The organism is Allobosea sp. NPDC055332 (assembly GCF_053645455.1).
Genome location: NZ_JBSHMO010000002.1, coordinates 884,085 through 906,849 on the forward strand (window position 1 = coordinate 884,085; position 22,765 = coordinate 906,849).

Here is a 22,765-nt window from a genome sequence, read left to right on the forward strand (position 1 = left end):
GTTGTCAATGGATCAGACGGTTTCAGCGCCCGAGCAGGGCGCAATAGACATCGAGTGTGTCATTGACCATCGAGGCCAATGAGAAGTGGCGCTCGACATGCAGCCTGGCGCGACGCGCCAACGCATCGCGGGCGGACGGGCGCAGCGCCAGCGCCTCGCGCAGGGCCTCGGCGAGCGCCGCCGCATCGTCGGGCGGGACGTGCCAGCCGCTGCGCTCCTGCGGCGCAACCTGCGGCGGCGCCAGCACCGTCTCCGGCACGGCGCCAAGGTTGGAGACGACGACCGGCGTGCCCATGGCCTGCGCCTCGACCGCGACACGGCCGAAAGCCTCGGGCTCGGTCGAGGGCACGGCAACGACGGCCGCGGCGAGGAAGGCGGCCGGCATGTCCGAGCAATGGCCGACACGGCGGACCCGGCCTTCGAGCTTGGCCTTGGCGATGGCGTCGTCGAGCTCGCGCACATAGCCGTCGCGGCCTTGCGCATCGCCGGCAAGGATGAAGGCGGTGTCCTCGTCGCCGGCGTCGCGGAGCTGGCGCGCCGCCTCGATCAGCACCTTCTGGCCCTTCCAGCCGGTCAGGCGGCCGGGCAGCAGTACGATGCGCTGATGCGGCTCGACGCCCCAGGCGCTGCGCAGTGTGCTGATCCGTTCCGGGCTGACCGCCGCCGGCGCGAAGGCCGAGAAGTCGGTGCCGCGGTGGACGACGCGGATACGGTCGCCGGCGAAACCATGCCGAGCCCGGATCAGGTCGGCGGTGTAGGCAGAGTTGGCGATGACGACGTCGCTGCGCGCCATCACCGAATTGTACAGGTTCTTCACCGCCGAACGGGCATTGTAGGAGCCGTGATAGGTGGTGACGAAGGGCAGTTTCAGCGCCCGCGTCGCCGCCAGCGCAACCCAGGCCGGCGCCCGCGAGCGGGCATGGACGAGGTCGACCCGCTCGCGCTTGCAGAGCAGTGCGAAGGTCCGCACGTTGAGCAGCATCGAGACCGGGTTCTTGGCCGCGGCCGGGAAAGGCAGCCAGATGCCGCCCTTGGCCTGCAATTCGGCGACGAGCCGCCCGCCCTCGGTCGCGACCAGCGCCCGCGCGCCGACCTCGGTCAGCCCGGCAGCGATATCGACCGCGGTGCGCTCGGCGCCGCCTGCCTCCAGCTCCGGGATGATCTGCAGCACGGTGCGCCCGGCCAGCGGATGCGTCTCGGTCGAAGGCAGGGACAATTGCGCGCCGGAACGCAGGGAGGTGTTCACTGCTCGAATGGGCCTTCTGCTTGGCGACTCGCCGATGCTATCGGGGGTCTGATGATCACTAAATCGGGCGGGATTGCAGCACGTAATGCCTGCTTTCACCCGGTTCATCACAGGAGAGAATAAAGTGATGAGGCCTGAGCCGCAATTTCTGAGCGTCGGCGCCGGCAGCGAGCGCCGCGAGATCGCAGTGCTGACGCAGGCCGGCAAGGGCCCGCCGGTGGTCTGGCTCGGCGGGCTGCGCTCGGACATGCGCGCCACCAAGGCCGAGGCACTCGCCGCTTGGGCGGAGCGCACCGGACGCGCCTTCATCCGCTTCGACTATGCCGGCCATGGCGAATCGAGCGGCGACTTCGCGCAGTGGACGATGTCGCACTGGATCGAGGACGCGCAGGCCCTGCTCGCCGCTCACACCCAGGGCCCGGCCGTCCTGGTCGGTTCCTCCATGGGCGGCTGGGTTGCACTGCTGACGACGCTGAAGCTGCGCAAGACCGCGCCGCGACTGCAACCGGCCGGGCTCGTGCTGATCGCGCCCGCCATCGATTTCACCGAGGAGCTGATGTGGGCGCAGATGCCGGAGGCGATCCGCGCAGCCATCATGACGGAGGGCGTCTGGCAGCGGCCGTCGGAATATTCGCCCGAGCCGATGCCGATCACGCGGGCGCTGATCGAGGACGGCCGGCGCCATCTCCTGTTCGGGCAGCCGCTGGAGACCGGCTGCCCCGTCCATATCCTGCAGGGAATGAAGGATCCCGACGTGCCCTATGATCAGGCGCTGAAGCTGGTCGAACATCTGCCACACGATCCGGTCGTGCTGACCCTGATCAAGGACGGCGACCATCGCCTGTCGACACCGGACGACATCGAGCGCCTGGTGACAGCCGTCGCGGGGGTCGTACCCGCGACGGCCTGAAACAGGTTAGTGCAGGCTGACCATCCTGAGATCGTGCTCCCAGGCGTTGGCCGTCGCGGCCTCGAGGGAGTCGGTCACCAGGATCGGTACGCCATCGGCCGCGAGCAGCGCGAAGAGCTGCAGACCGGGCTCGATCTCGGGCGCCTGCGGGAAAATGCGGGCCAACTCATCCGACATGATCGGCTTGAGATAGGCGACCTGGCCGTTGCCGAGCGCGGCGAATTCAGCCGTGGTCAGGGGAGAGGTTCTGGTCTCAGTCATCGCGCCCTCCTTCAGAGCAGTGCGAGGCGGTTTGATTGTTGACTCCTGATCATGAACGGAAAGCAAACCGCATGCCCTCACGTACCGACCTTCTGTAGCCCTCAGGGGCCTAGTCGCGGCTCATGATATCGATACGCCGGACGAGCCGTTCCGGTTCCGGACGGGCCAGATCGATTGCGAGCAGCCCGTTCGAGAGATCAGCCCCCAGGACCTGCATGCCGTCGGCGAGCAGGAAGGAGCGCTGGAACTGCCGCGCGGCGATGCCGCGATGCAGGAAATGCCGCGTCTTGTCGTCGACCTGACGACCGCGGATGGTCAGCTGGTTCTCTTCCAGCGTGATCTCGAGCTGGTCGCGCGAGAATCCGGCCACCGCGAGCGTGATCCTGAGCTTATCGGGCTCATCCTCGGTGCGCGGCATGCGCTCGATATTGTAGGGCGGATAGCCATCGCCGGCGCCTTTGGCGACCCGGTCGAGAGCCCGCTCGATATCGTCGAAGCCGAGCAGGAAGGGATGCGACAGACTAGGCGGACGCGTCATCACGAAGCCCTTTGAAAGGCGCCTCTGGAACTACCGGAGCCCGCTTGCGCAGCGCCCCGTACGCGAAAGGCGAACCCAACCGCGTAAGCAGGATATGGCGAGCGGCGCGGTGCGCCGCAAGCCCTGTGGACCACCGCCTCAGTCCAGCGCGGCGATCGCCTCGATCTCGATCAGAAGGCGCGGGTCGACCAGGGCGGTGACGCCGACCATGGTGCTCGCCGGAAAGGGGCCGTCGCCGAGATATTTCATCCGCACCTTGCGCACGGCGACCGCCTTCTCGGTCGAGAGGTCGACGACATAGGTCACCAGCTTGAACACCTTGGCGAAGTCGGTGCCGGCAGCCCTCAGCGCCGCGGCGAGATTGGCGTAGACCTGCTCGGCCTGGGCGGCGATGTCGCCCTCCCCGACCACCTTGCCCATCGGGTCATAAGCGACCTGGCCGGAGACATGCACCTGCTTGCCGGCCTCGACGATCGCGAGGTGCGAGTAGCCGGTCGGCGGCGAGAGCGAGGCGGGGCTGACGAGATCGATCTTGCTAGGCATGGGCGAGCTCCCGAAGCTGGCGGCTCCCGGCCGCCGGGCCGGCAAGCTAGGCCAGCGCAGGGCGCTTGCGCAATCGACTGCAGCACAGCCGCGCCTTTGGCAGTGCCCGGCGCTCTCGCCGGGCGCGCTATCGGTCTTCCGGCATCGTCATGCGAAGAGAGCTCCCGCGTCGGGCGTATACCTAGAGAGCTTGTCACGATCGATGGTGACGCCGAGGCCCGGTAGGTCGGGGATGGTCAGCCAGCCTTCCGCATCGAGATCGAAGGGTCTGGCGAGGATGCCGTCGACATAGGGGCTGCCGCCGATGAATTCGACGAGATCGGCGTCCGGGAAGGCCGTGGCCATCTGCAAGTCGGCGGCGAGGCCGAGTGCGGTGTTCCAGCCATGGCCGACATATCTGATGCCGAGATCATAGGCCATCCAGGCGATGCGCCGCTGCTCGGAAATGCCGCCGACCTTGGTGACATCGGGCTGGACGATATCGACCGCGCCGGTGGTCAGCCAGGGAATGAAATTCTGGCGCCGGGTCAGGACCTCGCAGCCGGCGATCGGCACCGGCGAGGAACGACGCAGCTCCCGGTAATCGTCGATCGCGTCCGGCCGCACCGGCTCCTCGAACCAGCCGACCTCGTAGTCGGCAAGCATCTCGGCGGTGCGCTTGGCCCATTTCAGCCCGTGCGGCCAGAGCGCGTCGCTGGCGCCGGCATCGACGAAGAGCTTGGAGCGCTCGCCGGCGGCCTCGCGCGCGGCGCGCACGATCGCTTCGTCGAGTTTCGTATCGAGCGCCCGGCCGAACGGACCCCAGCCGATCTTGAAGGCGGTGAAGCCCTTGTCGCGATAGCTCGCGACCACCTCCCGCATCGCGTCCGGCTCTTCCATCAGCAGCGAGCAATAGGGCTGGACGCGCTCGCGATAGCGGCCGCCGAGCAGCCGTCCGACGCTGAGGCCGGTCGCCTGGCCGAGAATGTCCCAGAGCGCGATGTCGATGCCGCTGATTGTATGGGTCAGCGTGCCGCCGCGGCCCATCCAGAAGGTGTTCTGATGCAGCTTCTCGCTGACGAAATCCGGCGAGAGCGCATCGGCGCCGAGAAAGAGCGGCTCCAGCACCTTGAGCCCGGCCTGGACCAGGCGCCCATCGGTGAAGACGCTGCCATAACCGGTGATGCCCTGGTCGGTGTGGACCGCGATCAGGGCGTGGATCGAATCCTCCGGCCTGATCTCGGCGGACCAGCCGCCCTTCGGGCTCTCGCCGAAGAGCGGGGCGGCTTCGATGCGGGTGATCCTGAAGGGCGGCAGCGCTGCCGGGCGGTTGCCCGCGCGCGTCTGCGGAAGAGCCTGGTCGTTCACTGTGCGTCCCTTTCCCTGCGGCGCCTGGCGACGATGGCCTCGTAGTCCATCGCGTGGTTCATCACGGTGATGTGCTCGTCGAGCGTGCGCCCGATCGCCTCGATATCGCCGGCTTCGAAGACCGCGAGCAGATCGACATGCTCCTCGACCACGCCAGCCATCGGCTTGCCGAAGGTGGCGAGGCCGAAGATGATCGTGCATTGCGGCGCCAGCGTCTCCCAGAGGTCGAGCGTGACGCTGTTGCCGCCGAGCCGGCAGAGCGCGCGGTGGAAACGCGTATCGGCGACGGCGACGCCATAGGCGCTGCCGCGCGCCGCCATCAGCTCCATCTCGGCGACGGCGCTGCGCAACTCGTCGAGATGGCTGCCGCGATTGCGGCCGGCGGCAACGGCGCGGGCGGTGGCGCTGGCCTCAAGCGCGATGCGGGCCTCGATCAGGTCGGAGACGCGCTCATTGGTGACCGGGCGCAGCCTGATGCCCTTATAGGGCTCGCTGACCACGACGCCCTGGCTTTCCAGCAGCCGCAGCGCCTCGCGGACGGGCACGCGGCTGACCCCCAGCTTGCGGGCAAGGTCGACCTCGACGATGCGGTCGCCCGGCAGGATCAATCCGGCGGCGGCACCGGCGATGATCGCCTCGATCGCATGGTCGACGAGGGTCTGCGGCTGGAGCGGCTGCCAGTCCGGAGCCGGCGCCCCTGCCCGTTGCACTGCCACCACCTCGCCCGCCGCCTCGCGTCCGCCAGTCTCCGGCATTCGAATCTCTCTCGCTTGACACTTCGTATGATCGTATACAATCATACGATAACGAGAGCAAGGAGGGGCTTGCCGATGACATCCACCAGCCGGGTTCGCTGCGAGATCGATTTCGAGGCGAGCGGCCGTCAGGCCGGTTATCTACGCGCGCCGCTCTCCCGCAACACCTCGGGCTGGGGCGTCGTCGAGATCCCGATCGTCAGCATGAAGAACGGCCTTGGCCCGACGATCCTGTTCACCGGCGGCGTGCACGGTGACGAGTATGAAGGCCCGATCGCGATCTCGCGGCTCGCCCGCAGCCTCGACCCGGCGACGATCCAGGGCCGCGTCATCATGATCCCGGCGCTCAACATCCCGGCGGTGATGAACGACACCCGGCTCTCGCCGGTCGACAACCGCGACATGAACCGCTGCTTTCCCGGCAATCCGAAGGGCACCTTCTCGGAGATGCTGGCGCATTTCGTCGATGCGGTGCTGCTGCCGCTGGTCGACATCTCCGTCGACCTCCACACGGCGGGGCATTCGGGCGATTCCGCCCTCTCGACCAACATGCATTATGTCGCCGATGCCGACCTGCGCGAGCGCACCATGGCGGCAGCGGCCGCCTTCGGCGCGCCCTACAATGTCGTGTTCTGGGGCGTCGACGAAGGCGCGACGCTGACCTCCTGCGTCGAGCGCCGCGGCATCCTCTCGCTCGGTACCGAGCTCGGCGGCTGGGGCCGCGTCAATGTCGAGGGCGTGCGCATCGCCGACCGGGCGCTGACCAACATCCTCAAGCATTTCGGGCTGGTGGAGGGCGCACCGGAGACGCGCCAGCGCGACGGCTCACCCGGCACGCGCCACATGATGGTGCGCGACGCGGCCGGCTACTCCTTCGCGCCCGCCGGCGGGCTGTTCGAACCGCGCAACGTCGTCGGCGATGCCTGCCGGGCCGGCGATCTCGCTGGCTACCTGCATTTCGTCGAGGACATCGACCGCGCGCCGCTGGAGGTGCGCTACCGCCGCGACGGCGTGCTGTGGATGTCGGCGGGACCGGGCCGCGTGCAGCGCGGCGATGCCGTGGCCGTGCTGATGGAGGATTACGACGCGCTGCGCGCCGCCGCCTGACCGACTTCGTGCCTGACCATCAATCCGGAGGGGAGAAGAACATGGCAAAGCACAGCTTTCTCGCCGCAACCATCGCCGTGGCTTTTGCCCTGGGAGGGGCTCAAGGCGCGCTGGCCCAGCGCAAGGGCGGCGAGGTCGCGATCGGCATCAGCCAGGCGCCGCCCTCGCTCGATGCCCAGATCACCTCGGCGCAAGCCGCGCGCAACGTCACCCTGCACATCTTCGAGACGCTCTACGCTCGCGACGAGAACGCCAGGCCGGTGCCGGAGCTCGCCGAAGGCGTCACCATCTCGCCGGACGGCAAGACCTATGTCTTCCCGATCCGCAAGGACGTGACCTTCCACAATGGCAAGAAGCTCGATGCCGGCGACGTCGTCGCCTCGCTCGAGCGCTATCGCAAGATCGGTGCCTCGCCTGCGCTCGTCGCCGCGATCGACACGGTCAAGGCGAGCGGCGAGCACGAGGTCACGGTCACGCTGAAGCAGGCGCAGTCGACCTTCCTCGACAATCTCTCGTCACCGCGCGCGCCGATCGCGATCTATCCGGCGAGCGAGGCCGCCAAGGAGGCCGGCAAGATCGAGATCATCGGCACCGGCCCGTACAAGTTCGTCGAATACAAGCCGGACAGCCATGTAAAGCTCACCCGCTATGACGGCTATACGCCCAATCCGAAGGGCAGCGGCCGCGACGGCTTCGCCGGCAAGAAGGAAGCCTTCCTCGACGCCGTGACCTTCCGCTTCATGCCGGAAGGCGGCGCCCGGACGGCGGCGCTCGAAGCCGGGCAGATCCAGTTCAACGAGACCGTCGACGGGCCGACGGCGAAGCGGCTGACCAGCGACACGCGCTTCACCATCCACAAGGTGATGCCGTTCGGCCTGCAGGTGATCAAGTTCAACCAGGCGCAGCCGCCGGCCAATGACGTGAACTTCCGCCTGGCCGTGCAGGCGGCGCTCGACATGGAGGAGATCATGGCGATCTCCTATGCCGACATCTACCAAATGGACCCGAGCTGGCTCTATCCCGGCGCCGCCTTCCATTCGACCATCGGCAGCGACAAATACAACAAGGCCGATCTGAAGCTCGCCAAGGAGCTGCTCGCCAAGTCGTCCTACAAGGGCGGCAAAGTCACCTTCATCGTCGACAACCTGCGCGCCAATGTCGACACCGCCACCGTGGTGCAGCAGAAGCTCAAGGAGATCGGCATCGAGGTCGACATCGCCGTCTCCGACTGGCCGACCGTCTCGAAGATCGGCTTCACGCCGACGAACTGGACGTTCTGGACGCATGGCTTCGGCATCGAGCCCTATGAGGGGCCGGGCTCGGTGATGGCGCCCTGGGTGAACGGCCTGTCGCAGCAGGCCAAGGACCCGGAGATCGACCGCATCGCCGCCGCCTTCAATGCCGAGCAGGACGAGGGCAAGCGCAAGGCGCTCTACGATGCCTTCCAGAAGCATATGTACGACGCCGCCGTCGCGATGAAGGCCGGCAATTACGGGGTCTTCCAGGCCTCGACCGCCAAGCTCAAGAACTTCAAGCCCTATCGCATTCCCCGGATGTGGGGCGTCTGGCTCGAGCCGTGAGCGCGAGCGCCTGAACCTTTGCCTGCGGGACACTCCCGCAGGCCACGCCGGCGGCGATGGCTGCTGTCACTTCGGTCCTTGAGGAGCGGCATGGGAAGCTTCCTGATCCGCCGGCTCGCGGGCGCCTTCCTCGTGCTCGCGCTGGTCTCGCTGATGTCCTTCGCGCTGATCTGGCTGGTGCCAGGCGATCCGGCGGCGGCCTTTCTCGACGCCTCGGCGACGCCGGAGCAGATCGCCACGCTGCGCAGCGCGCTCGGACTCGACCTGTCGCTGCCGCAGCAGATGCTGGGCTGGTACGGGCGGATCCTCAGCGGTGACCTCGGCCAGTCGATCCTGCTCAACCGCTCGGTCAGCGCCGCGCTGATCGAGCGCCTGCCGGTGACGCTGGCGCTGGCGGCGCTGGCGCTCGCCTTCGCGGTGGTGGTCGGCGTCACGGCTGGCCTCGTCGCCGCCGTCAACCACAACCGCTGGCCCGATCAGGCAGTGATGACCGCAGCGCTGCTCGGTCTTTCGGTTCCGGATTTCTGGCTCGGCCTGGTCATGGTGCTCGTCTTCGCGGTCTCGCTCGGCTGGCTGCCGAGCGGCGGCTTCACCGCCTTCAGCCAATCGCCCGGCGAGTGGTTGCGCTGCATGATCCTGCCGGCGCTGACGCTGGGGCTCGTGCAGGTCGGCTTCATCGCCCGGATGGCGCGCGCCTCGATGCTCGACACGCTCGGGCAGGACTATGTCCGCACCGCCGACGCCAAGGGCCTCGCGAAGCTGCGCGTCGTGCTCGGCCATGCCTTGCCCAACGCGCTGATCCCGATCCTCACCGTGATCGGCATCGTCTCCGGCGCACTGCTCGGCGGGGCCGTCATCGTCGAGCAGGTCTTCTCGATCCCGGGGATCGGCCGCCTGATCGTCGGCGCCATCGCCGCGCGCGACTTCCCGGTGCTGCAGGGCGGGCTGCTGTTCCTCGCCGTCGTCTATCTCTCGATCAATCTCGTGGTCGACATCCTCTACGCCGTGGTCGATCCGCGCGTGAGACTGGCATGAGCGCGGCTGAGCCGCTCATCGGCCGCGCTGCCCTCCGGCGCCTGCTGCGCCACCGCTCGTTCATGATCGGGGGCGTGCTGGTGCTCGCCATGGTGCTGGTCGCGCTCGCCGCCGACCTGCTCTCGCCCTTCGATCCGCTGCGCAGCAATATCCGCGCACGGCTGGTCGCGCCTGACGCCGCCCACTGGTTCGGCACGGACCATTTTGGCCGCGACATCCTCTCGCGCGTGATGATCGGGGCCCGGATCTCGCTCGCCATAGGGGCCCTCACCGCCATCCTCGCTGGTATCGCCGGGACGCTCTGCGGCGCGGTCGCAGGCTTCTTCCCACGCCTCGACCAGCCGATCATGCGGGTGATGGACGCACTGATGGCGTTCCCCTCGATCGTGCTCGCCATGGTCGTCTCGGCCGTGCTGGGCGCCTCGCTGACCAATGTCGTGATCGCGCTCGCGATAGCGACGACGCCGCACACCGCCCGGATCGTGCGCGCCTCGGTGCTGCTGGAGCGCGAGCTGGACTATGTCTCGGCGGCGCGTTCGATCGGCGTCGGCGAGCTGACCATCCTGTTCAAGCATGTGCTGCGCAATGCGGCCGGGCCGCTGATCGTGCGATTGACCTATGTCTTCGCCATCGCGGTGCTGGCCGAGGCGGCGTTGTCCTTCGTCGGCGCCGGGCCGCCGCCGCCGGCCGCCTCCTTCGGCTCGATCATCGCCCAGGGCCGCGACTTCATGCGCGAGGCGCCGTGGATCACGGTGTTTCCGGGCCTTGCCATCATCGTCTGCGTGCTCGGCCTCAACCTGCTCGGCGACGGCCTGCGCGACGTGCTCGATCCCCGTCTGAAATTCTGACCCGCCGGAGCCTGCGATGAAACGCATCCTGATCGCCGACTGCAAGCAGGAGATCTCGTCCTTCAACCCGCTGCCCTCAGGGTACGACGACTTCCTGATCCGCCATGGCGAGGGGCTCTACGAGCAGCGCGGCAAGAACCAGGAGCTCGGCGGCGCGCTCGCGGTGTTCGAGGCACAGCCGGACATCGAGATCGTGCCGACGATCTGCGCGCGGGCCGGCAGCGCCGGGCTGCTCTCGGCCGAGGGCTGGAAGAGGCTCTCCGAGGAGGTGCTGGCCGCGATCTTTGCAAAGCTAGACGGTATCGACGGAATCTATGTCTCGCTGCATGGCGCGATGGGCGCCGATGGCGAGCTCGATCCGGAAGGCTATCTGCTGGAGAAGCTGCGCGAGCGCGTCGGACCGGAGATGCCGATCGTCATCTCGCTCGACCTGCACGGCATCCTGACCGACCGCATGCTGCGCCAGGTCGACGGCTTTGCGATCTACTGGACCTATCCGCATGTCGACTTCGCCGATACCGGGCGGCGCGCAGCCGAATTGCTGCTGAAGCTGATGGCGGGTGGCGTCAGGCCGGTCGCGGCCCGCGTCGTCATCCCCGCGCTGGTCCGCGGCGACGAGCTCATCACCAAGACCGGCTGCTATGGCGACCTGCTCGCCGAATGCCGCCGGCTGGAAGAAGAGGGCAGCGTGCTCGCGGCCGGCATCATGATCGGCAACCCCTTCACCGACGTGCCGGAATTGTGCTCGCAGGTGCTGATCCTCACCGATGGCGACCCCGCGACTGCCGAGCGGCAGGCGACAAGGCTGGCGCAGGAGTTCTGGCCACTGCGCTTCCGCATGCAGGGCAAGCTCGTGCCGCTCGATCGCGCCATTGCCCAAGCCCGCAGCATCGACGGCCCCGTGATCTTCACCGATGCCGCCGACGCGACCTCCTCGGGCGCTTCGGGTGACAGCAATGCGATCCTCACGGGCCTGCGTCAGGCCGGCTACGGCAAGCGCGCGCTGGCCCAGATCGTCGATGCGCCGGCCGCCGCCTCCGCGCATGCCGCCGGTGTCGGTGCTAATTTATCGCTGACGCTCGGCGGTTCGATCGATCCAGCGCGCTTCCCGCCGCAGCCGGTGACCGCGACGGTCAAGCTGCTCTCGGACGGCGAAGCCTCGCTCGAGACGATGAAGGCGCCGCTCCGGGCCGGCCCGACCGCGGTGCTGACTTACGACAACGTCACTGTCGTGGTGATGAGCCGCTCGGTCAGCCTGTTCGACCGGGCGATGTATTACGCCAACGGGCTCGACCCCGAGGATTTCGACCTCGTCGTGGTGAAGTCGCCGCACACCGAATTCCACATGTACGACCAGTGGTGCGCCCGCAATTTCAACATCGACGCGCCCGGCGCGACCTCGGCCAATCTCAAGAGCCTCGGCCACCGCATCTGCGCCCGCCCGGTCTATCCGCTCGACGACAACGTCGCCTTCGCGCCGCGCGCGACGATCTACGAACTGTGAGGACTGCGCCCATGCCCAGGATCGAGGCTGTCGACTTCTTCTATCTCGCCATGCCCGTCGTCACCGACGAGGCCGATGGCAGCCAGGACGCGCTGCTGGTCAGGGTCGCCGCCGGCGGCCATGTCGGCTGGGGCGAATGCGAGGCGGCGCCGCTGCCCTCCATCGCCGCCTTCATCTGCCCGATGTCGCACGGGGTCTGCCGCCCCGTCGCCGATTCCGTCATCGGTCAGAGGCTGGAGGGACCGGAGGACATCGCCCGCATCGCCGCCGCCGTCGCCTACAACTCGATGGACCTGCTGCAGGCGCCGCATACCTTCTCCGGCGTCGAGATGGCCTTGTGGGATATTCTCGGCAAGCTGCGCTCCGAGCCGGTCTGGCGCCTGCTCGGCTATGCCAAAAGCCATGCCAAGACGCCTTATGCGTCCGTCCTGTTCGGCGACACGCCGCAGGAGACGCTGGAGCGCGCCCGGGATGCCAGGACGCGGAACTTCCGTGCCGCCAAGTTCGGCTGGGGACCGATCGGCCGCGGCAGCGTCGAGGCCGACGCCGAGCATTTCGTCGCGGCGCGAGAGGGCCTGGGGCAGGATGGCATCCTGCTGGTCGATACCGGACAGATCTTCATCGAGGATGTCGAGCGCGCCGCTGCCCGGCTGCCGGCGATGGAGAAGGCCGGTGTCCTCTGGTTCGAGGAGCCCTTTCACGCCAGCGCTCTCGAAGCCTACGGCGCTCTCGCCAGGCGCAGCGCCAAGGTGCGCCTCGCCGGCGGCGAAGGCGCCCACAACGAATCGATGGCGCGGCACCTGATCGACTATGGCGGCATCGGCTATGTCCAGATCGATTGCGGCCGGATCGGCGGTATCGGCCCGTCCAAGGCGGTGGCCAATTATGCGGTGGCGAAGGGCGTGACCTTCGTCAACCACACCTTCACTTCGCATCTGGCGCTGTCGGCCTCGCTGCAGCCCTATGCCGGGCTCGCCGATCACGAGATCTGCGAATATCCGGCGATGCCGAAGCCGCTCGCGACGGCGATCTCCGCCAATCATCTGGAGCGCGACGCACAGGGGCAGGTCGCCGCTCCGGATGCGCCCGGCCTCGGCATCGAGGTCGCGACCGCCGCACTGCAGAGCTACCTGCAGGAGGTCGAGATCTCGGTCCAGGGCAAGCGTCTCTACAGTACGCCGAGGCTTTGAAGAGAAACGCCGCGAGCCTGTGCCATGCGCGAGCTCGGCGAAGCGGATGGCACAGCACCGCCCGCATAAGGCTGAATTTTAAGGGGGAAAGGTGGTACAGCCACCCCGGCTTGAACGGGGGACCTCTAGATCCACAATCTAGCGCTCTAACCAACTGAGCTATGGCTGCACGGCTTGCGCCTTGTGTCGCGGCGCTCGGAAGCGGTCCGGCGACGGCGCGGAACCTAGTGCCACGCCTCGCCGAATGCAACGGTGAAATGCATGCCGGCGCGCGGAAAACCGCGCCGGCTTTGAAATCAGCGGCGCGGCAGCTCCTGGCGGGCCGTGGCGGCGAGATCGCCGAGATGGGCCGCGAAGGATTCGTAGCTGCGGCGGAAGGCCTTGGCCTGGAGCGCGACCGCGTCGGCGGCGCTCTGCGTCCTCGCCAGGGTCTCGACCTCGCCCAGGGTCGCCTTCAGCTCGGCGCAGGCGTGGTCGAGCACCTTGGCCTGGACCGTGCCGAAAGCACGCGTCAGCGCCAGCGTCGGCTCGAGCCAGGCAGCCGCAGAGAATGCGACGGCGGCAGCCGGCTTCGGCGTTTCGACGGGCGGAGCGGCAGCGGGCACGATGGCGGCGGGGGCAGCCGCCGGCCTGGCGGCCTCGACGACCTTGACCGGCGCGGGAGCGGGCGTTGCCGCGACGGGAGCCACCGGCTTCGCGGCAACCGGCTCGACCTTGGCGGGAGCCGGCTGCGTCTTGACCGGCTCGGCGACGGCCTTGACCGGTGCAGGCGATGTGGCGGGAGCCGGCTTCGCAGCCGCAACCTTGGTCTCGGACTTCGCTGCAGGAGCGGCAACCTTGGCGGCCGACTTCGCGACCTTCGTCTTCTGCGGGGCAACGCGCTTGGCGGGCTCCGGCGCAAGCTTCGCAGCGGGCTTCGCGACGGCAACAGCGGCGGGCGCGGCCTTCACGATCGGCTGGGGGGCAGGCTCGAGCTTGGCCTCGACCTTGGGCGCAGGCGCAGCCACGACCGGGGCGGCGGCGGGCTTCACGTCGACAACGGGCTTGACCTCGGGGGCCTTGGCCGGAGCCGCCGGCGCGACCGGCTTCGGCTCGCTCAGCGCCTTGACCGGCGCGAGGCTGACCGGCGCCTTGCCGGGGGTAGTCTGCTTAGCCATCGGATCTCTCCTTCACGGTTGCGGCAGGACCAACCTGCGCGATCGACGAAACCGGGCCTGGGCATGGCCCCGAGAGGCGGCTTCACCTGCCTGGGGTCATGCATCTGGGCCCGGCCGCCACGTCGTGAAAGCCCGCTCCGCGCCCGCGGCGCGCCGGCTTCACTTCAGCTTGGTCGCCTTGGCGGCGGTCTCGGCGGTCTTCTTGGCGACATCCTGCACCGTCGCGCCGACTTCCTTGAGCTGCTCCTGCAGCGCGGCAACTTGCGCCTTCAGGAACTCGGACTGGTGCTGGAGCACCTCGTTCATGTCCTTGGACTTGACCAGCTTGTCAGCGAGGTCGAAAGCGGCTGCGATGTTGTTCTCAGCGTAGGACATCGCCTTCTTGGTCATGTCCTGGACGTTGACGCGGGCCGACTCGGCCGAGCCATGGGCGCTGTCGACGGCCTTCTGGGCGGCGCCGATGAAACCGTCGAAGGCCTTGCGAGCCTGGTCGACGCTCTTCTCGGCGAACTCGCGCATTTCGGTGGGAACTTCGTAGGGAAGCTTGCCGTCCATCGTGGGTCCTCCTGCGACCGGGCCAGGCGTTCTCGCCGTCTCCGACGTCACGCCGCTATTGTGCACTGCAATATCATTATTGCGGTGCAATGACAACGCCGCCCCGGACCAAGCGGCCAGAGGCATATTAACGCTGTTTCGAAACGTCGGGGGAGAGGCAGGGTTCCCACATGGATTCACCCTGCTCGCGCGGTTATTAAAGATTTGTTAGGCATATTCGCGCGGGCTGGAGTCGCCAGCAGGTTGAGCGGAGCGGTATGAGCGAATCCGGACGGGACTGGGACGGCATTGCCGGCGCGTTGGTGCAGGATCCCGCATTTGCGGGCTTCGCTCGCGACGGCGCGCTTCTGCTCTGGCCGGCCGGCGCCGATGCGCCGGCCTTCGCCAATGCCGGCGGCCGCGCGCTGCTCGATGCCTTCGGCGGCGCGGCGAAGCTACCGATAGCGACGCGCGAGCGCCTGCACCTCCTCGCCAGCGGGCTCGCCTCGCTGACTGCGCTCAGGCTCGAACGATTGCGGCTCGGCGCGTCCCTGACCGGGCTGGTGACTTGCGGCTGCAAGCGCGTCGAGACCGGTTCGGGCCCGGCGCTGGCCGTCGGCGTCACGGCCTCCGAGCTCCGGCGCCTCGGCATCACCGTGCCGAAGGAAGCGCCGTCTGCTCCTGCGGCGCCGGCTGTTACCCCCTCCCCTGCCGCGCCCGCGACGATCTCCGATGCGGACGAACCGACCGAATCACCGAGGCAGCCGCGCCGCGCCAATCTGCGCTTCCTCTGGGAAAGCGACCTCGGCGGCAGGCTGATCAGCCTGTCGCAGGACTTCGCCGGGCTGGTCGGCCAGCAAGCCGCGAACGCAACGCAAGGCCGGGACTGGCGCGCCTTGCTGGCGAGCGATGTCGTCGACCTTGAGGGCGACCTTGCGACGCGCCTCGCGACCTCCTCGACCTGGAGCGGCCGGGCCGTGCTCTGGCGCGTTTCCGCTGGCGAAGGTGCCCGCGTCGAGCTTTCGGGCTTTCCCTTGTTCGATGGCGAGCGCAACCCCGCTGGCTTCCGCGGTTTCGGTCTGGCCCGTTCGGCTGCGAACGAAGCTTTTCCGGAGCGTGAGGCTCTGGAAAAGGACGCCATCGCGATTGCTCCGCAGGCCGAAGGCCTAGACACGGAGCCGGAAGCAGCCACGACCGAGCAACCCCTGCCGGAACGCGCTGCCGTCGACGAATCCAATTCTGTCTCTGCTGAACCTGCCGAAGCCGTTTCCGCGGACGACAACCCTGAAGCGGAGAGCTCGGTCGAGGCGCCTGCGCAGCTTGAAGCCCAGGACATCGCAGCCGAGCTCGGTGCTTCGGCCGACGGCATCCAGACGGAGCAGGTTGACGACAGCGGCGACGCCCCGCAGGCCAGCGAGCCGCCGCAGCCGGCCCCTGCAGCTCCGCACGCCAATGTCGTGCCGCTGCGCAACGGCCATCTCGCCGCCGTCCGCCCAGTGCTGGAGCCGTCAAAAACCCTGCTCTCCTCGGCCGAGCGCAGCGCCTTCCGCGAGATCGCCAAGGCGCTCGGCGCACGCATCGCCGGGGAGGAGAACGAGCCCGGCGAACCGCGCCTGCCGGTCGCCGCCCCGCTGCGCGTCCGCGACAAGGAAGCGGCGGCGACGGAGAATACGTCCGCTCCGTCTCCGGCGACTGCGCCCTCACCGGCAGCCGCGACTGTCGAAGCGCGGCCGCGCGTCGCCAACGCCCATGCCGAGATTCTCGACCGGCTGCCGATCGCGGTGCTGGTCAATCGCGACGAGGCGGCGCTCTACGCCAACCGCACTTTGCTCGATCTGCTCGACTATGCCGATCTCGACGATCTCACCGCGGCCGGCGGCGTCAGCAAGCTGATCAAGGGCGCCAGCCGCAGCAGCGGCGGCGCGATGATTCTGGTCGACCGCAAGGGCGGGCTGATCAGCGTCGACGGCCGGCTCTCCAGCGTGAGCTGGCAGGGCGAGCCCGCGACGCTGATGGCCTTCCGCAACAGCGTGCCGGGCGGCGACCTCAAGATGCTGACGCCCGAAGAGGCGGAGGAGCAGGAGCTCGCGGCCGAGTTCGAGGCGGAAGAAGAAGAGGCGTCCGCCCGCGTCGAGCTGCTCAGGATGGAGGGGCAGGCGAACGAAGCCCGCGTCTCCGAGCTCGCCGCCATGCTCGACACCGCGACCGACGGCGTCGTCACCGTCGACGGGCGCGGCCGGATCCTCGCGCTCAACAAGAGCGCCGAAGCGCTGTTCGGCTACGACCAGCGCGAGGTTGCCGGCGAGCTCTTCACCCTGCTGTTCGCGCCGGAGAGCCATTCGCCGGCGCTCGACTATCTCGACGGGCTGATCGGCGGCGGCGTCGCCTCGCTGATGAATGATGGCCGCGAGGTCATCGGGCGCGTGCGCCAGGGCGGGCGCATCCCGCTGTTCATGACCATGGGCCGCATCGCCGAGGGGCCGGACAGCAAGTTCTGCGCCGTGCTGCGCGACATCACAGCCTGGAAGAAGACCGAGGGCGAGCTGGTCGAGGCGCGCAAGGCTGCCGAGAAGGCGAGCGCGCAAAAGTCCGACGTGCTCGCCAAGATCAGCCATGAGATCAGGACGCCGCTCAACGCCATCATCGGCTTCGCCGAGGTGATGGCCGAGGAGCGTTTCGGGCCGATCGAGAACGAGCGCTACAAGGAATATCTGCGCGACATCCACCAGTCGGGCGGCTACGTCATCAGCCTGGTCAACGACCTGCTCGACCTCGCCAAGATCGAGGCCGGCAAGCTCGATCTCGACTTCGGCAGCGTGAACCTGAACGAGATCGCGCTCTCGGCGGTCAACCTGCTGCAGCCGGAAGCGCAGCGCGGCCGCGTCGTGCTGCGCTCCGGCCTCGCGCCGAAGCTACCGCCGGTCGTCGCCGACGAGCGCTCGCTGCGCCAGATCGTGATCAACCTGCTCTCCAATGCGGTGAAGTTCACTGATGCCGGCGGGCAGGTCATCGTCTCGACCGCGCTCGGCGACCAGGGCGAGGCGATCCTGCGGGTGCGCGACACCGGCATCGGCATGGACGATGACGAGATCAAGCTGGCGCTGGAGCCGTTCCGCCAGGTGCCGACGACGCGCAGATCCGGCGGCACCGGTCTCGGCCTGCCGCTCACCAAGGCGCTGGTCGAGGCGAACCGGGCGGCGCTGACCATCACCAGCGTCAAGAAGGAAGGCACGCTGGTCGAGGTCACCTTCCCGCCGCAGCGGGTGCTGGCGAGCTGACGGCGCGGAGCGGCGGAGCACGCCGCTCGAAGCCGGCAGAAGCGGAATCTTAAGGAAAAACCCCGCACATCTTCCCGGGATGCCGTAGGCCGATGTCCGGGATATGCGGCCGCTGTCCGCACGGCTCTGCGGCGCTGGCGCATTCCCGGGCAGCCGGCGAGCATCGAACTCGTGCGGTTACCCGATGTCGAAGCATCACAGCCTCAGCTACCGGTTCTGGGCGGCTCTCGCGGTGATCCTCGGCTGCTCCGTGGTTCTCGGCGCGATCCTGATCTCGACCTATTATCGCGAATTGCAGGCGACCCGGCTCAGCGAGAGGCGGCTCGAACACTTCCAGCTGGTGATGCGAGCGGTGAACCGCCTCTCGGCGGAGCGTGGCCCGGTCAACAGCGTGCTTGGCGAGGAGCCGAGCGCCGACAGTCCGTCGCGCAAGCGTCTGATTACCTTCCGGGCGAACACCGACGCGGCCTTGGACCAGCTGGGCCCGATCGTCGGGTTCTCGCAGCAGCTGGCGCAGGCGCGCCGGTCTCTCGCGCATGCCCGGCAGTTGGTCGACGCCCTCGACCGCCAGCCCTTGCGGGCCCGCAGCCCGGAGGAGTTCCACAACGTCGTCCTGGCAATGTTCGCGGCCGTCGACACGGCGCAGTCGCTGGTGGACGCTGCAATCGGTGACTTCAACGCCACGGAATCAGCTCACCTGATCGGAACCGCGCTGGTCGCCCGGATGCTGAGCGACATCCGCGAGCAGGTCGGGCGCATGGGCTCGAATTTCGTCGCCTCGATCGCAGCGCGCACGCCGATCAGCCCCGAGCAGCGCACGGCGCACGATATCGCCTATGGCCGGGTACTCGGCTTCTGGCAGATGGTCGAACAGCAGATCGCAACCAGCTCTGACCCGCAGGCCATCGCGATGTGCCGCACCGTCAGCGAGGATTTCTTCGGCCGCGGCATGGCGATCTACCGCGATATCCTCGCTGCTGGCGATGACGGCAATTACAGCTTCGATACGATCGGCTTCACGAACCAGATCGTGCCGACCTTCGCTTCGATGGAACGGCTGCGCGACATCTACCTCGATTCAGCCGTCGCGAAAGTGAAGGCCGATGGCGAGCATGCGCGCCGGCTCCTGATCATCATCAGCGCCATCACCCTGACTGCCCTGCTGCTCGAGCTGGTGCTCGTCGTCGCCAGCCAGACCCTGTTGTTCCGCCCGCTTCTCCAGGCGCGCGACGCCATTATGGTCCTGGCCGCCGGCAGGACCGAAAAATCCTATGCAGCGCCAGGTGCGCGCGGAGAGATCGGCAGCCTATTCAAGGCCCTCGACACGTTGCGCGGCAAGCTGATCGAGCGCGACGCCCTCGACCGGGAAAAGCTGAAGCTGACCGCCCAATTGCGGCAGCTGGCGGAAACGGACGGGCTGACGGGCATCCTCAACCGCGGCGCGCTCGAACAACGCGCCGCGAGCCTGCTGGCCGCCCTCCCGCCACAACAGTCCCTGCCGTTGATCCTGCTCGACATCGACCATTTCAAGAGCATCAACGATCGCTACGGCCACATCGCCGGCGACGAGGTGCTGAAGGAAACGGCGCGCCGGCTGCAGGCCGCCCTGCGACCGGTGGACATCGTCGCCCGTTTCGGCGGCGAAGAGTTCGCGATCCTGCTGCCGGACCCACAGACGCCGCCGAGCCAGATCGCCGAGCGCCTGCGCAACACCTTCCTCGCCTCGCCCTTCACGCTCGATACGGGGGCAACCCTGGCGGTGACCGCGAGCTTCGGCGTCGCCGCGATGGCGCCGGCCGCAGGTAGCTGGTCCGATCTCGTCGAGGCCGCTGACCAGGCGCTCTACGAGGCCAAGGCGGCCGGCCGCAACCGGGTGGTCACGCGGACGGCTGCCTGAGCGATGTGCGGATGCCCTGACGGCGGCGCGCTAGAGCAGCGTTCCGCCCAGGATCAGCGCGGCGATGCTGAAATAGATGACGAGGCCGGAGACATCGACCAGCGTCGCCACGAACGGCGCCGAGGCGCTGGCGGGGTCGAAGCCGAGCCGGGTCAGGATGAAGGGCAGCATCGAGCCGGTCAGCGAGCCGAAGGTGACGATGCCGACCAGCGCCGCGCCCACCGTCGCCGCAACCAGCATCCAGTGCTCGCCATAATCGTAGAGGCCGAGCTTCTGCCAGACGATGACGCGGACGATGCCGATCGTGCCGAGAATGGCGCCGAGCGTCAGCCCGGTCGGCAATTCGCGCAGCGCCACCCGCCACCAGTCGCGGACCGCCAGCTCGCGCAGGGCGAGCGCGCGGATGATCAGCGAGGTCGCCTGCGAGCCGGAATTGCCGCCCGAGCTCATGATCAGCGGGATGAACAGCGTCAGCACGATCGCCTTTTCGAGCTCGCCCTCGAAATATTGCATCACCGATGCCGTCAGCATCTCGCCGATCAGCAGCACGCTGAGCCAGCCGGCGCGCTTGCGGATCATGGTGAGGAAGCCGATCTGGTTGTAGGGCTCGCCGAGCGCCTCCATGCCGCCGAGCTTGTGGACGTCCTCGGTGGTCTCGTCGACCATCGCGTCGATGACGTCGTCGACGGTGACGATGCCAAGGATATGCCTGTCATCATCGACCACCGGCACGGCCAGCAGATTGTACTTGGCGATCAGCCGCGCCACGTCCTCGCGATCGGTCGCGGGTGAAACGCTGACCGGCTCGCGCCGGCCGGCCGCCGAGCCGACGAGCGCCTCGGGATCACCCGAGATCAGCCGGCGCAGCGCCACGGCCTGCTGCAGGGTCTGCGTCGACGGGTCGAGCACATAGATCGCATAGACGGTCTCGCGGGTGCGCTCGACGGTGCGCACATGCTCGAGCGTCTGCGCCACCGTCCAGTCGGCCGGGACGCTGACGAATTCGGTGGTCATGATCGCGCCGGCGCTGTGCTCGGGATAGGCGAGCAGCGAGGCGAGCGCCGCCTTGGTCTCGCGGTCGAGCCGCGCGACGAAGCGATGCCGCTCAGGCTCGGAGAGGTCGTTGCGGAAGATGTCGGCGATCCGGTCGGACGACATCCCCTGGATGAAGCCGACGGCGCGGTCGAGCGGCAGCGCCTTCAGGATGGCGCCCGGCTCATGCAGCTCGGGCTGGTCGAGGACATCGATCGCCCGCCCCTTGGGCAGGTTCAGCAGGACGTCCGCGGCATAAGCAGGCTCATGCTCGTTGAGCCGCTCGACGATGTCGGCGACGTGCGTACGCGCCAGCGTTGCGGCAAGAGCCCCGGCCGGGAGCTCGACGGCAGGCAGGATTTCGGTGACAGCGGCGTTCATGGCTCGCTTCCTTCTGGGTTGGCCGTCGAGCGGCCAAACCAAAGCGAGCCTGCCGGTTAAGGATCAGGCGCCCGGGCGAGCCGAAGACGGCAAGGACTGTCGACTGGGACTGTCGCTTGGCATGGGGATCGTGGGTTCCTGTGGAGTCGCCGGCCGGGCCGCAGCACGGATCGGCGAACGAGGGCGCACATGCGCCCGGGCGCCGCACTCGTCAACCCCCTTCTGCCTCGCATCTGCACGACGCGGCGGGCGAAGCCGCGCATTGGCGGCCGGCAGCACAGGCTCTAGAGTTTCGGCATCTGTTCTGACGAGTGAGCGAGCCGCCATGGATTTTGCCCTGACCGAGGAGGAAGAGCTCATCCGCGAGAGCGCGCGCAAGCTCGCCACCGAGCGGCTGGCGCCGCTGGCGGAGCGGCTCGACCGCGGCGAAGGCCGGCCGGAGTTCCTCGCCAACCTGAAGCTGCTGGCCGAGAACGGCTTCATGGCGCTCAACGTCAAGGGACTGTTCGGCGGAACCGAAGCCGGCACCGTCGCCTTCGCCCTGACGCTGGAAGAACTCGCCGCCGCCTGCGCCTCGACGGCGGTCACGACCTCGGTGACCAACATGGTCGGCGAGGTGATCCAGGCCGTCGGCAACGAGGAGCAGAAGTCAGCCTATCTGCCGAAACTGGCTGACGGCACCTATCCTGCCGGCGCCTTCTGCCTGACCGAGGCCGGGGCGGGTTCCGACCCAGCCGGCATGAAGCTGCGCGCGCGGCGCGACGGCGATGCTTACGTTCTCGACGGCCAGAAGATCTTCATCACCTCCGGCGAATATGCCGGGCTCTTCGTGGTCTGGGGCGTGACCGATCCCGATGCGCCCAAGGGCAAGGGCATTTCGGTCTTCCTGGTGCCGGCCGACACGCAAGGCGTCAGCGTCGGCAAGGCCGAGACAAAGATGGGCCAGACCGGCTCGGCGACCAACACCATCCATTTCGACGGGGCGCGCATCCCTGCCGCCAATCTGATGGGCAAGGAGAATGACGGCTTTCGCGTCGCGGTCGGCGAGCTCGCCGGCGGGCGCATCGGCGTCGCCTCCGTCTCGCTCGGCATCGCCCGCGCCGCGATGGACGCGGCCAAGTCCTATGCGCGCGAGCGCAAGCAGTTCGGCCAGGCGATCTCGGAGTTCCAGGGCCTGCAGTGGATGATCGCCGACCGCGAGCTCGACCTGCACGCAGCGCGCCTCCTGATCCTCGACGCAGCGGCGAAGAAGGATCGCGGCGAGCCCTTCGCCAAGGAAGCCTCGATGGCCAAGCTCTTCGCCTCGGAGGCGGCGCATCGCTGCACCGATACGGCGATTCAGATCCATGGCGGTACCGGCTATTGCCGCGACTTCCCGGTCGAGCGCTATGCGCGCGATGCCCGCATCACCCGGATCTACGAGGGCACCTCCGAGATCCAGCGCCTGATCATCGCGCGCGAGACCTTGCGTCAGCTCGGCTGAGCTTCCTAGATCATCGCGCGTTTGAACGGACGCGGTCACGATGATCTAGCACATTGTTATAGCATCGGATTTTCCCGAAAAGTGGATTCCACTTTTCGGTCCGATGCTATAGAATTTCCTTCTCCGCATCCGCCGGATT

General features: G+C 68.0%; 19 protein-coding genes and 1 tRNA gene. 10 read left to right on the forward strand and 10 right to left on the reverse strand.

The features are described 5' to 3' along the window. Positions 1-22 precede the first annotated feature (22 nt). A complete protein-coding gene (locus tag ACWIGM_RS12905) occupies positions 23-1,246 on the reverse strand; it encodes a glycosyltransferase (RefSeq protein WP_454026326.1) in 1,224 nt (407 codons plus the stop codon). A gap of 127 nt (positions 1,247-1,373) precedes the next feature. On the opposite strand from ACWIGM_RS12905, the gene ACWIGM_RS12910 reads away from it, so the two are divergent. Further along, positions 1,374-2,156, forward strand: a complete 783-nt coding sequence (locus tag ACWIGM_RS12910; RefSeq protein WP_454026990.1) for an alpha/beta hydrolase — start codon at positions 1,374-1,376, stop codon at positions 2,154-2,156. A 6-nt stretch (positions 2,157-2,162) separates the two neighbouring features. Here ACWIGM_RS12910 and ACWIGM_RS12915 read toward each other — a convergent pair whose 3' ends face one another. From ACWIGM_RS12915 to ACWIGM_RS12935, 5 genes are all read right to left on the reverse strand, one after another. After that, positions 2,163-2,417 carry a BQ00720 family protein gene (locus ACWIGM_RS12915; RefSeq protein ID WP_454026327.1) on the reverse strand — a complete coding sequence of 85 codons (255 nt, stop codon included), beginning with the start codon at positions 2,415-2,417 and terminating at the stop codon, positions 2,163-2,165. 109 nt (positions 2,418-2,526) lie between these two features. Continuing rightward, positions 2,527-2,955 carry an Hsp20 family protein gene (locus ACWIGM_RS12920; RefSeq protein WP_091831716.1) on the reverse strand — a complete coding sequence of 143 codons (429 nt, stop codon included), beginning with the start codon at positions 2,953-2,955 and terminating at the stop codon, positions 2,527-2,529. A 138-nt stretch (positions 2,956-3,093) separates the two neighbouring features. Continuing rightward, a complete protein-coding gene (locus tag ACWIGM_RS12925) occupies positions 3,094-3,498 on the reverse strand; it encodes a RidA family protein (RefSeq protein WP_454026328.1) in 405 nt (134 codons plus the stop codon). A 147-nt stretch (positions 3,499-3,645) separates the two neighbouring features. Then, complete coding sequence (locus ACWIGM_RS12930; RefSeq protein ID WP_454026329.1) at positions 3,646-4,845, reverse strand: mandelate racemase/muconate lactonizing enzyme family protein; 1,200 nt, start codon at positions 4,843-4,845, stop codon at positions 3,646-3,648. Then, on the reverse strand, positions 4,842-5,600 hold the full coding sequence (locus ACWIGM_RS12935) for a GntR family transcriptional regulator (protein ID WP_454026330.1): 759 nt from the start codon (positions 5,598-5,600) through the stop codon (positions 4,842-4,844). Before ACWIGM_RS12935 ends, ACWIGM_RS12930 begins: the two co-directional genes overlap by 4 nt. A gap of 75 nt (positions 5,601-5,675) precedes the next feature. On the opposite strand from ACWIGM_RS12935, the gene ACWIGM_RS12940 reads away from it, so the two are divergent. The 6 genes from ACWIGM_RS12940 to ACWIGM_RS12965 all read left to right on the forward strand — a co-directional run bounded on the left by ACWIGM_RS12940 (position 5,676) and on the right by ACWIGM_RS12965 (position 12,864). Continuing rightward, positions 5,676-6,707 (forward strand): succinylglutamate desuccinylase/aspartoacylase family protein, encoded by a 1,032-nt coding sequence (locus ACWIGM_RS12940; protein ID WP_454026331.1) that lies wholly within the window; start codon positions 5,676-5,678, stop codon positions 6,705-6,707. A gap of 41 nt (positions 6,708-6,748) precedes the next feature. Beyond that, a complete protein-coding gene (locus ACWIGM_RS12945) occupies positions 6,749-8,287 on the forward strand; it encodes an ABC transporter substrate-binding protein (RefSeq protein WP_454026332.1) in 1,539 nt (512 codons plus the stop codon). 90 nt (positions 8,288-8,377) lie between these two features. Further along, complete coding sequence (locus tag ACWIGM_RS12950) at positions 8,378-9,322, forward strand: ABC transporter permease (protein WP_454026333.1); 945 nt, start codon at positions 8,378-8,380, stop codon at positions 9,320-9,322. Then, entirely contained in the window at positions 9,319-10,170 is an 852-nt protein-coding gene (locus ACWIGM_RS12955; protein ID WP_454026334.1) for an ABC transporter permease, read from the forward strand. Before ACWIGM_RS12950 ends, ACWIGM_RS12955 begins: the two co-directional genes overlap by 4 nt. Before the next feature lie 16 nt (positions 10,171-10,186). After that, positions 10,187-11,674: a M81 family metallopeptidase gene (locus ACWIGM_RS12960; protein ID WP_454026335.1), complete on the forward strand. Its 1,488-nt coding sequence runs from the start codon at positions 10,187-10,189 to the stop codon at positions 11,672-11,674. An 11-nt stretch (positions 11,675-11,685) separates the two neighbouring features. Further along, positions 11,686-12,864, forward strand: coding sequence for a mandelate racemase/muconate lactonizing enzyme family protein (locus ACWIGM_RS12965; RefSeq protein WP_454026336.1), 1,179 nt, complete (start codon positions 11,686-11,688; stop codon positions 12,862-12,864). Positions 12,865-12,956: 92 nt separating this feature from the next. Here the strand turns inward: ACWIGM_RS12965 and ACWIGM_RS12970 are convergent. The 3 genes from ACWIGM_RS12970 to ACWIGM_RS12980 all read right to left on the reverse strand — a co-directional run bounded on the left by ACWIGM_RS12970 (position 12,957) and on the right by ACWIGM_RS12980 (position 14,576). Beyond that, positions 12,957-13,033 (reverse strand) — tRNA-His (locus ACWIGM_RS12970). A 127-nt stretch (positions 13,034-13,160) separates the two neighbouring features. Continuing rightward, a complete protein-coding gene (locus tag ACWIGM_RS12975; protein WP_454026337.1) occupies positions 13,161-14,021 on the reverse strand; it encodes a hypothetical protein in 861 nt (286 codons plus the stop codon). Positions 14,022-14,180: 159 nt separating this feature from the next. Beyond that, a complete protein-coding gene (locus tag ACWIGM_RS12980; RefSeq protein ID WP_454026338.1) occupies positions 14,181-14,576 on the reverse strand; it encodes a phasin in 396 nt (131 codons plus the stop codon). Positions 14,577-14,833: 257 nt separating this feature from the next. Between ACWIGM_RS12980 and ACWIGM_RS12985 the strand changes: the two genes are divergently transcribed. Both ACWIGM_RS12985 and ACWIGM_RS12990 read left to right on the forward strand, forming a co-directional pair. Further along, complete coding sequence (locus ACWIGM_RS12985) at positions 14,834-17,833, forward strand: PAS domain-containing sensor histidine kinase (RefSeq protein WP_454026339.1); 3,000 nt, start codon at positions 14,834-14,836, stop codon at positions 17,831-17,833. Between the two features lie 184 nt (positions 17,834-18,017). After that, a complete protein-coding gene (locus tag ACWIGM_RS12990) occupies positions 18,018-19,730 on the forward strand; it encodes a GGDEF domain-containing protein (RefSeq protein WP_454026340.1) in 1,713 nt (570 codons plus the stop codon). Positions 19,731-19,760: 30 nt separating this feature from the next. Here the strand turns inward: ACWIGM_RS12990 and mgtE are convergent, their stop codons facing one another. Further along, positions 19,761-21,143, reverse strand: a complete 1,383-nt coding sequence (gene mgtE, locus ACWIGM_RS12995) for a magnesium transporter (RefSeq protein WP_454026341.1) — start codon at positions 21,141-21,143, stop codon at positions 19,761-19,763. Between the two features lie 325 nt (positions 21,144-21,468). Here mgtE and ACWIGM_RS13000 point away from each other — a divergent pair, with 325 nt between their 5' ends. Further along, a complete protein-coding gene (locus tag ACWIGM_RS13000; RefSeq protein WP_454026342.1) occupies positions 21,469-22,626 on the forward strand; it encodes an acyl-CoA dehydrogenase family protein in 1,158 nt (385 codons plus the stop codon). Positions 22,627-22,765: the final 139 nt, after the last annotated feature.

What these genes read in the sequence shown, in the direction of transcription:
- ACWIGM_RS12950 (WP_454026333.1), top strand. Translation starts at nt 8,378, where the DNA reads ATGGGAAGCTTCCTGATCCGCCGGCTCGCGGGCGCCTTCCTCGTGCTC.
- ACWIGM_RS13000 (WP_454026342.1), top strand. Translation starts at nt 21,469, where the DNA reads ATGGATTTTGCCCTGACCGAGGAGGAAGAGCTCATCCGCGAGAGCGCG.
- ACWIGM_RS12910 (WP_454026990.1), top strand. Translation starts at nt 1,374, where the DNA reads ATGAGGCCTGAGCCGCAATTTCTGAGCGTCGGCGCCGGCAGCGAGCGC.
- ACWIGM_RS12965 (WP_454026336.1), top strand. Translation starts at nt 11,686, where the DNA reads ATGCCCAGGATCGAGGCTGTCGACTTCTTCTATCTCGCCATGCCCGTC.
- ACWIGM_RS12920 (WP_091831716.1), bottom strand. Translation starts at nt 2,955, where the DNA reads ATGACGCGTCCGCCTAGTCTGTCGCATCCCTTCCTGCTCGGCTTCGAC.
- ACWIGM_RS12990 (WP_454026340.1), top strand. Translation starts at nt 18,018, where the DNA reads ATGTCGAAGCATCACAGCCTCAGCTACCGGTTCTGGGCGGCTCTCGCG.
- ACWIGM_RS12915 (WP_454026327.1), bottom strand. Translation starts at nt 2,417, where the DNA reads ATGACTGAGACCAGAACCTCTCCCCTGACCACGGCTGAATTCGCCGCG.
- ACWIGM_RS12940 (WP_454026331.1), top strand. Translation starts at nt 5,676, where the DNA reads ATGACATCCACCAGCCGGGTTCGCTGCGAGATCGATTTCGAGGCGAGC.
- ACWIGM_RS12975 (WP_454026337.1), bottom strand. Translation starts at nt 14,021, where the DNA reads ATGGCTAAGCAGACTACCCCCGGCAAGGCGCCGGTCAGCCTCGCGCCG.
- ACWIGM_RS12925 (WP_454026328.1), bottom strand. Translation starts at nt 3,498, where the DNA reads ATGCCTAGCAAGATCGATCTCGTCAGCCCCGCCTCGCTCTCGCCGCCG.
- ACWIGM_RS12960 (WP_454026335.1), top strand. Translation starts at nt 10,187, where the DNA reads ATGAAACGCATCCTGATCGCCGACTGCAAGCAGGAGATCTCGTCCTTC.
- ACWIGM_RS12985 (WP_454026339.1), top strand. Translation starts at nt 14,834, where the DNA reads ATGAGCGAATCCGGACGGGACTGGGACGGCATTGCCGGCGCGTTGGTG.
- ACWIGM_RS12955 (WP_454026334.1), top strand. Translation starts at nt 9,319, where the DNA reads ATGAGCGCGGCTGAGCCGCTCATCGGCCGCGCTGCCCTCCGGCGCCTG.
- ACWIGM_RS12980 (WP_454026338.1), bottom strand. Translation starts at nt 14,576, where the DNA reads ATGGACGGCAAGCTTCCCTACGAAGTTCCCACCGAAATGCGCGAGTTC.
- mgtE (WP_454026341.1), bottom strand. Translation starts at nt 21,143, where the DNA reads ATGAACGCCGCTGTCACCGAAATCCTGCCTGCCGTCGAGCTCCCGGCC.
- ACWIGM_RS12945 (WP_454026332.1), top strand. Translation starts at nt 6,749, where the DNA reads ATGGCAAAGCACAGCTTTCTCGCCGCAACCATCGCCGTGGCTTTTGCC.
- ACWIGM_RS12935 (WP_454026330.1), bottom strand. Translation starts at nt 5,600, where the DNA reads ATGCCGGAGACTGGCGGACGCGAGGCGGCGGGCGAGGTGGTGGCAGTG.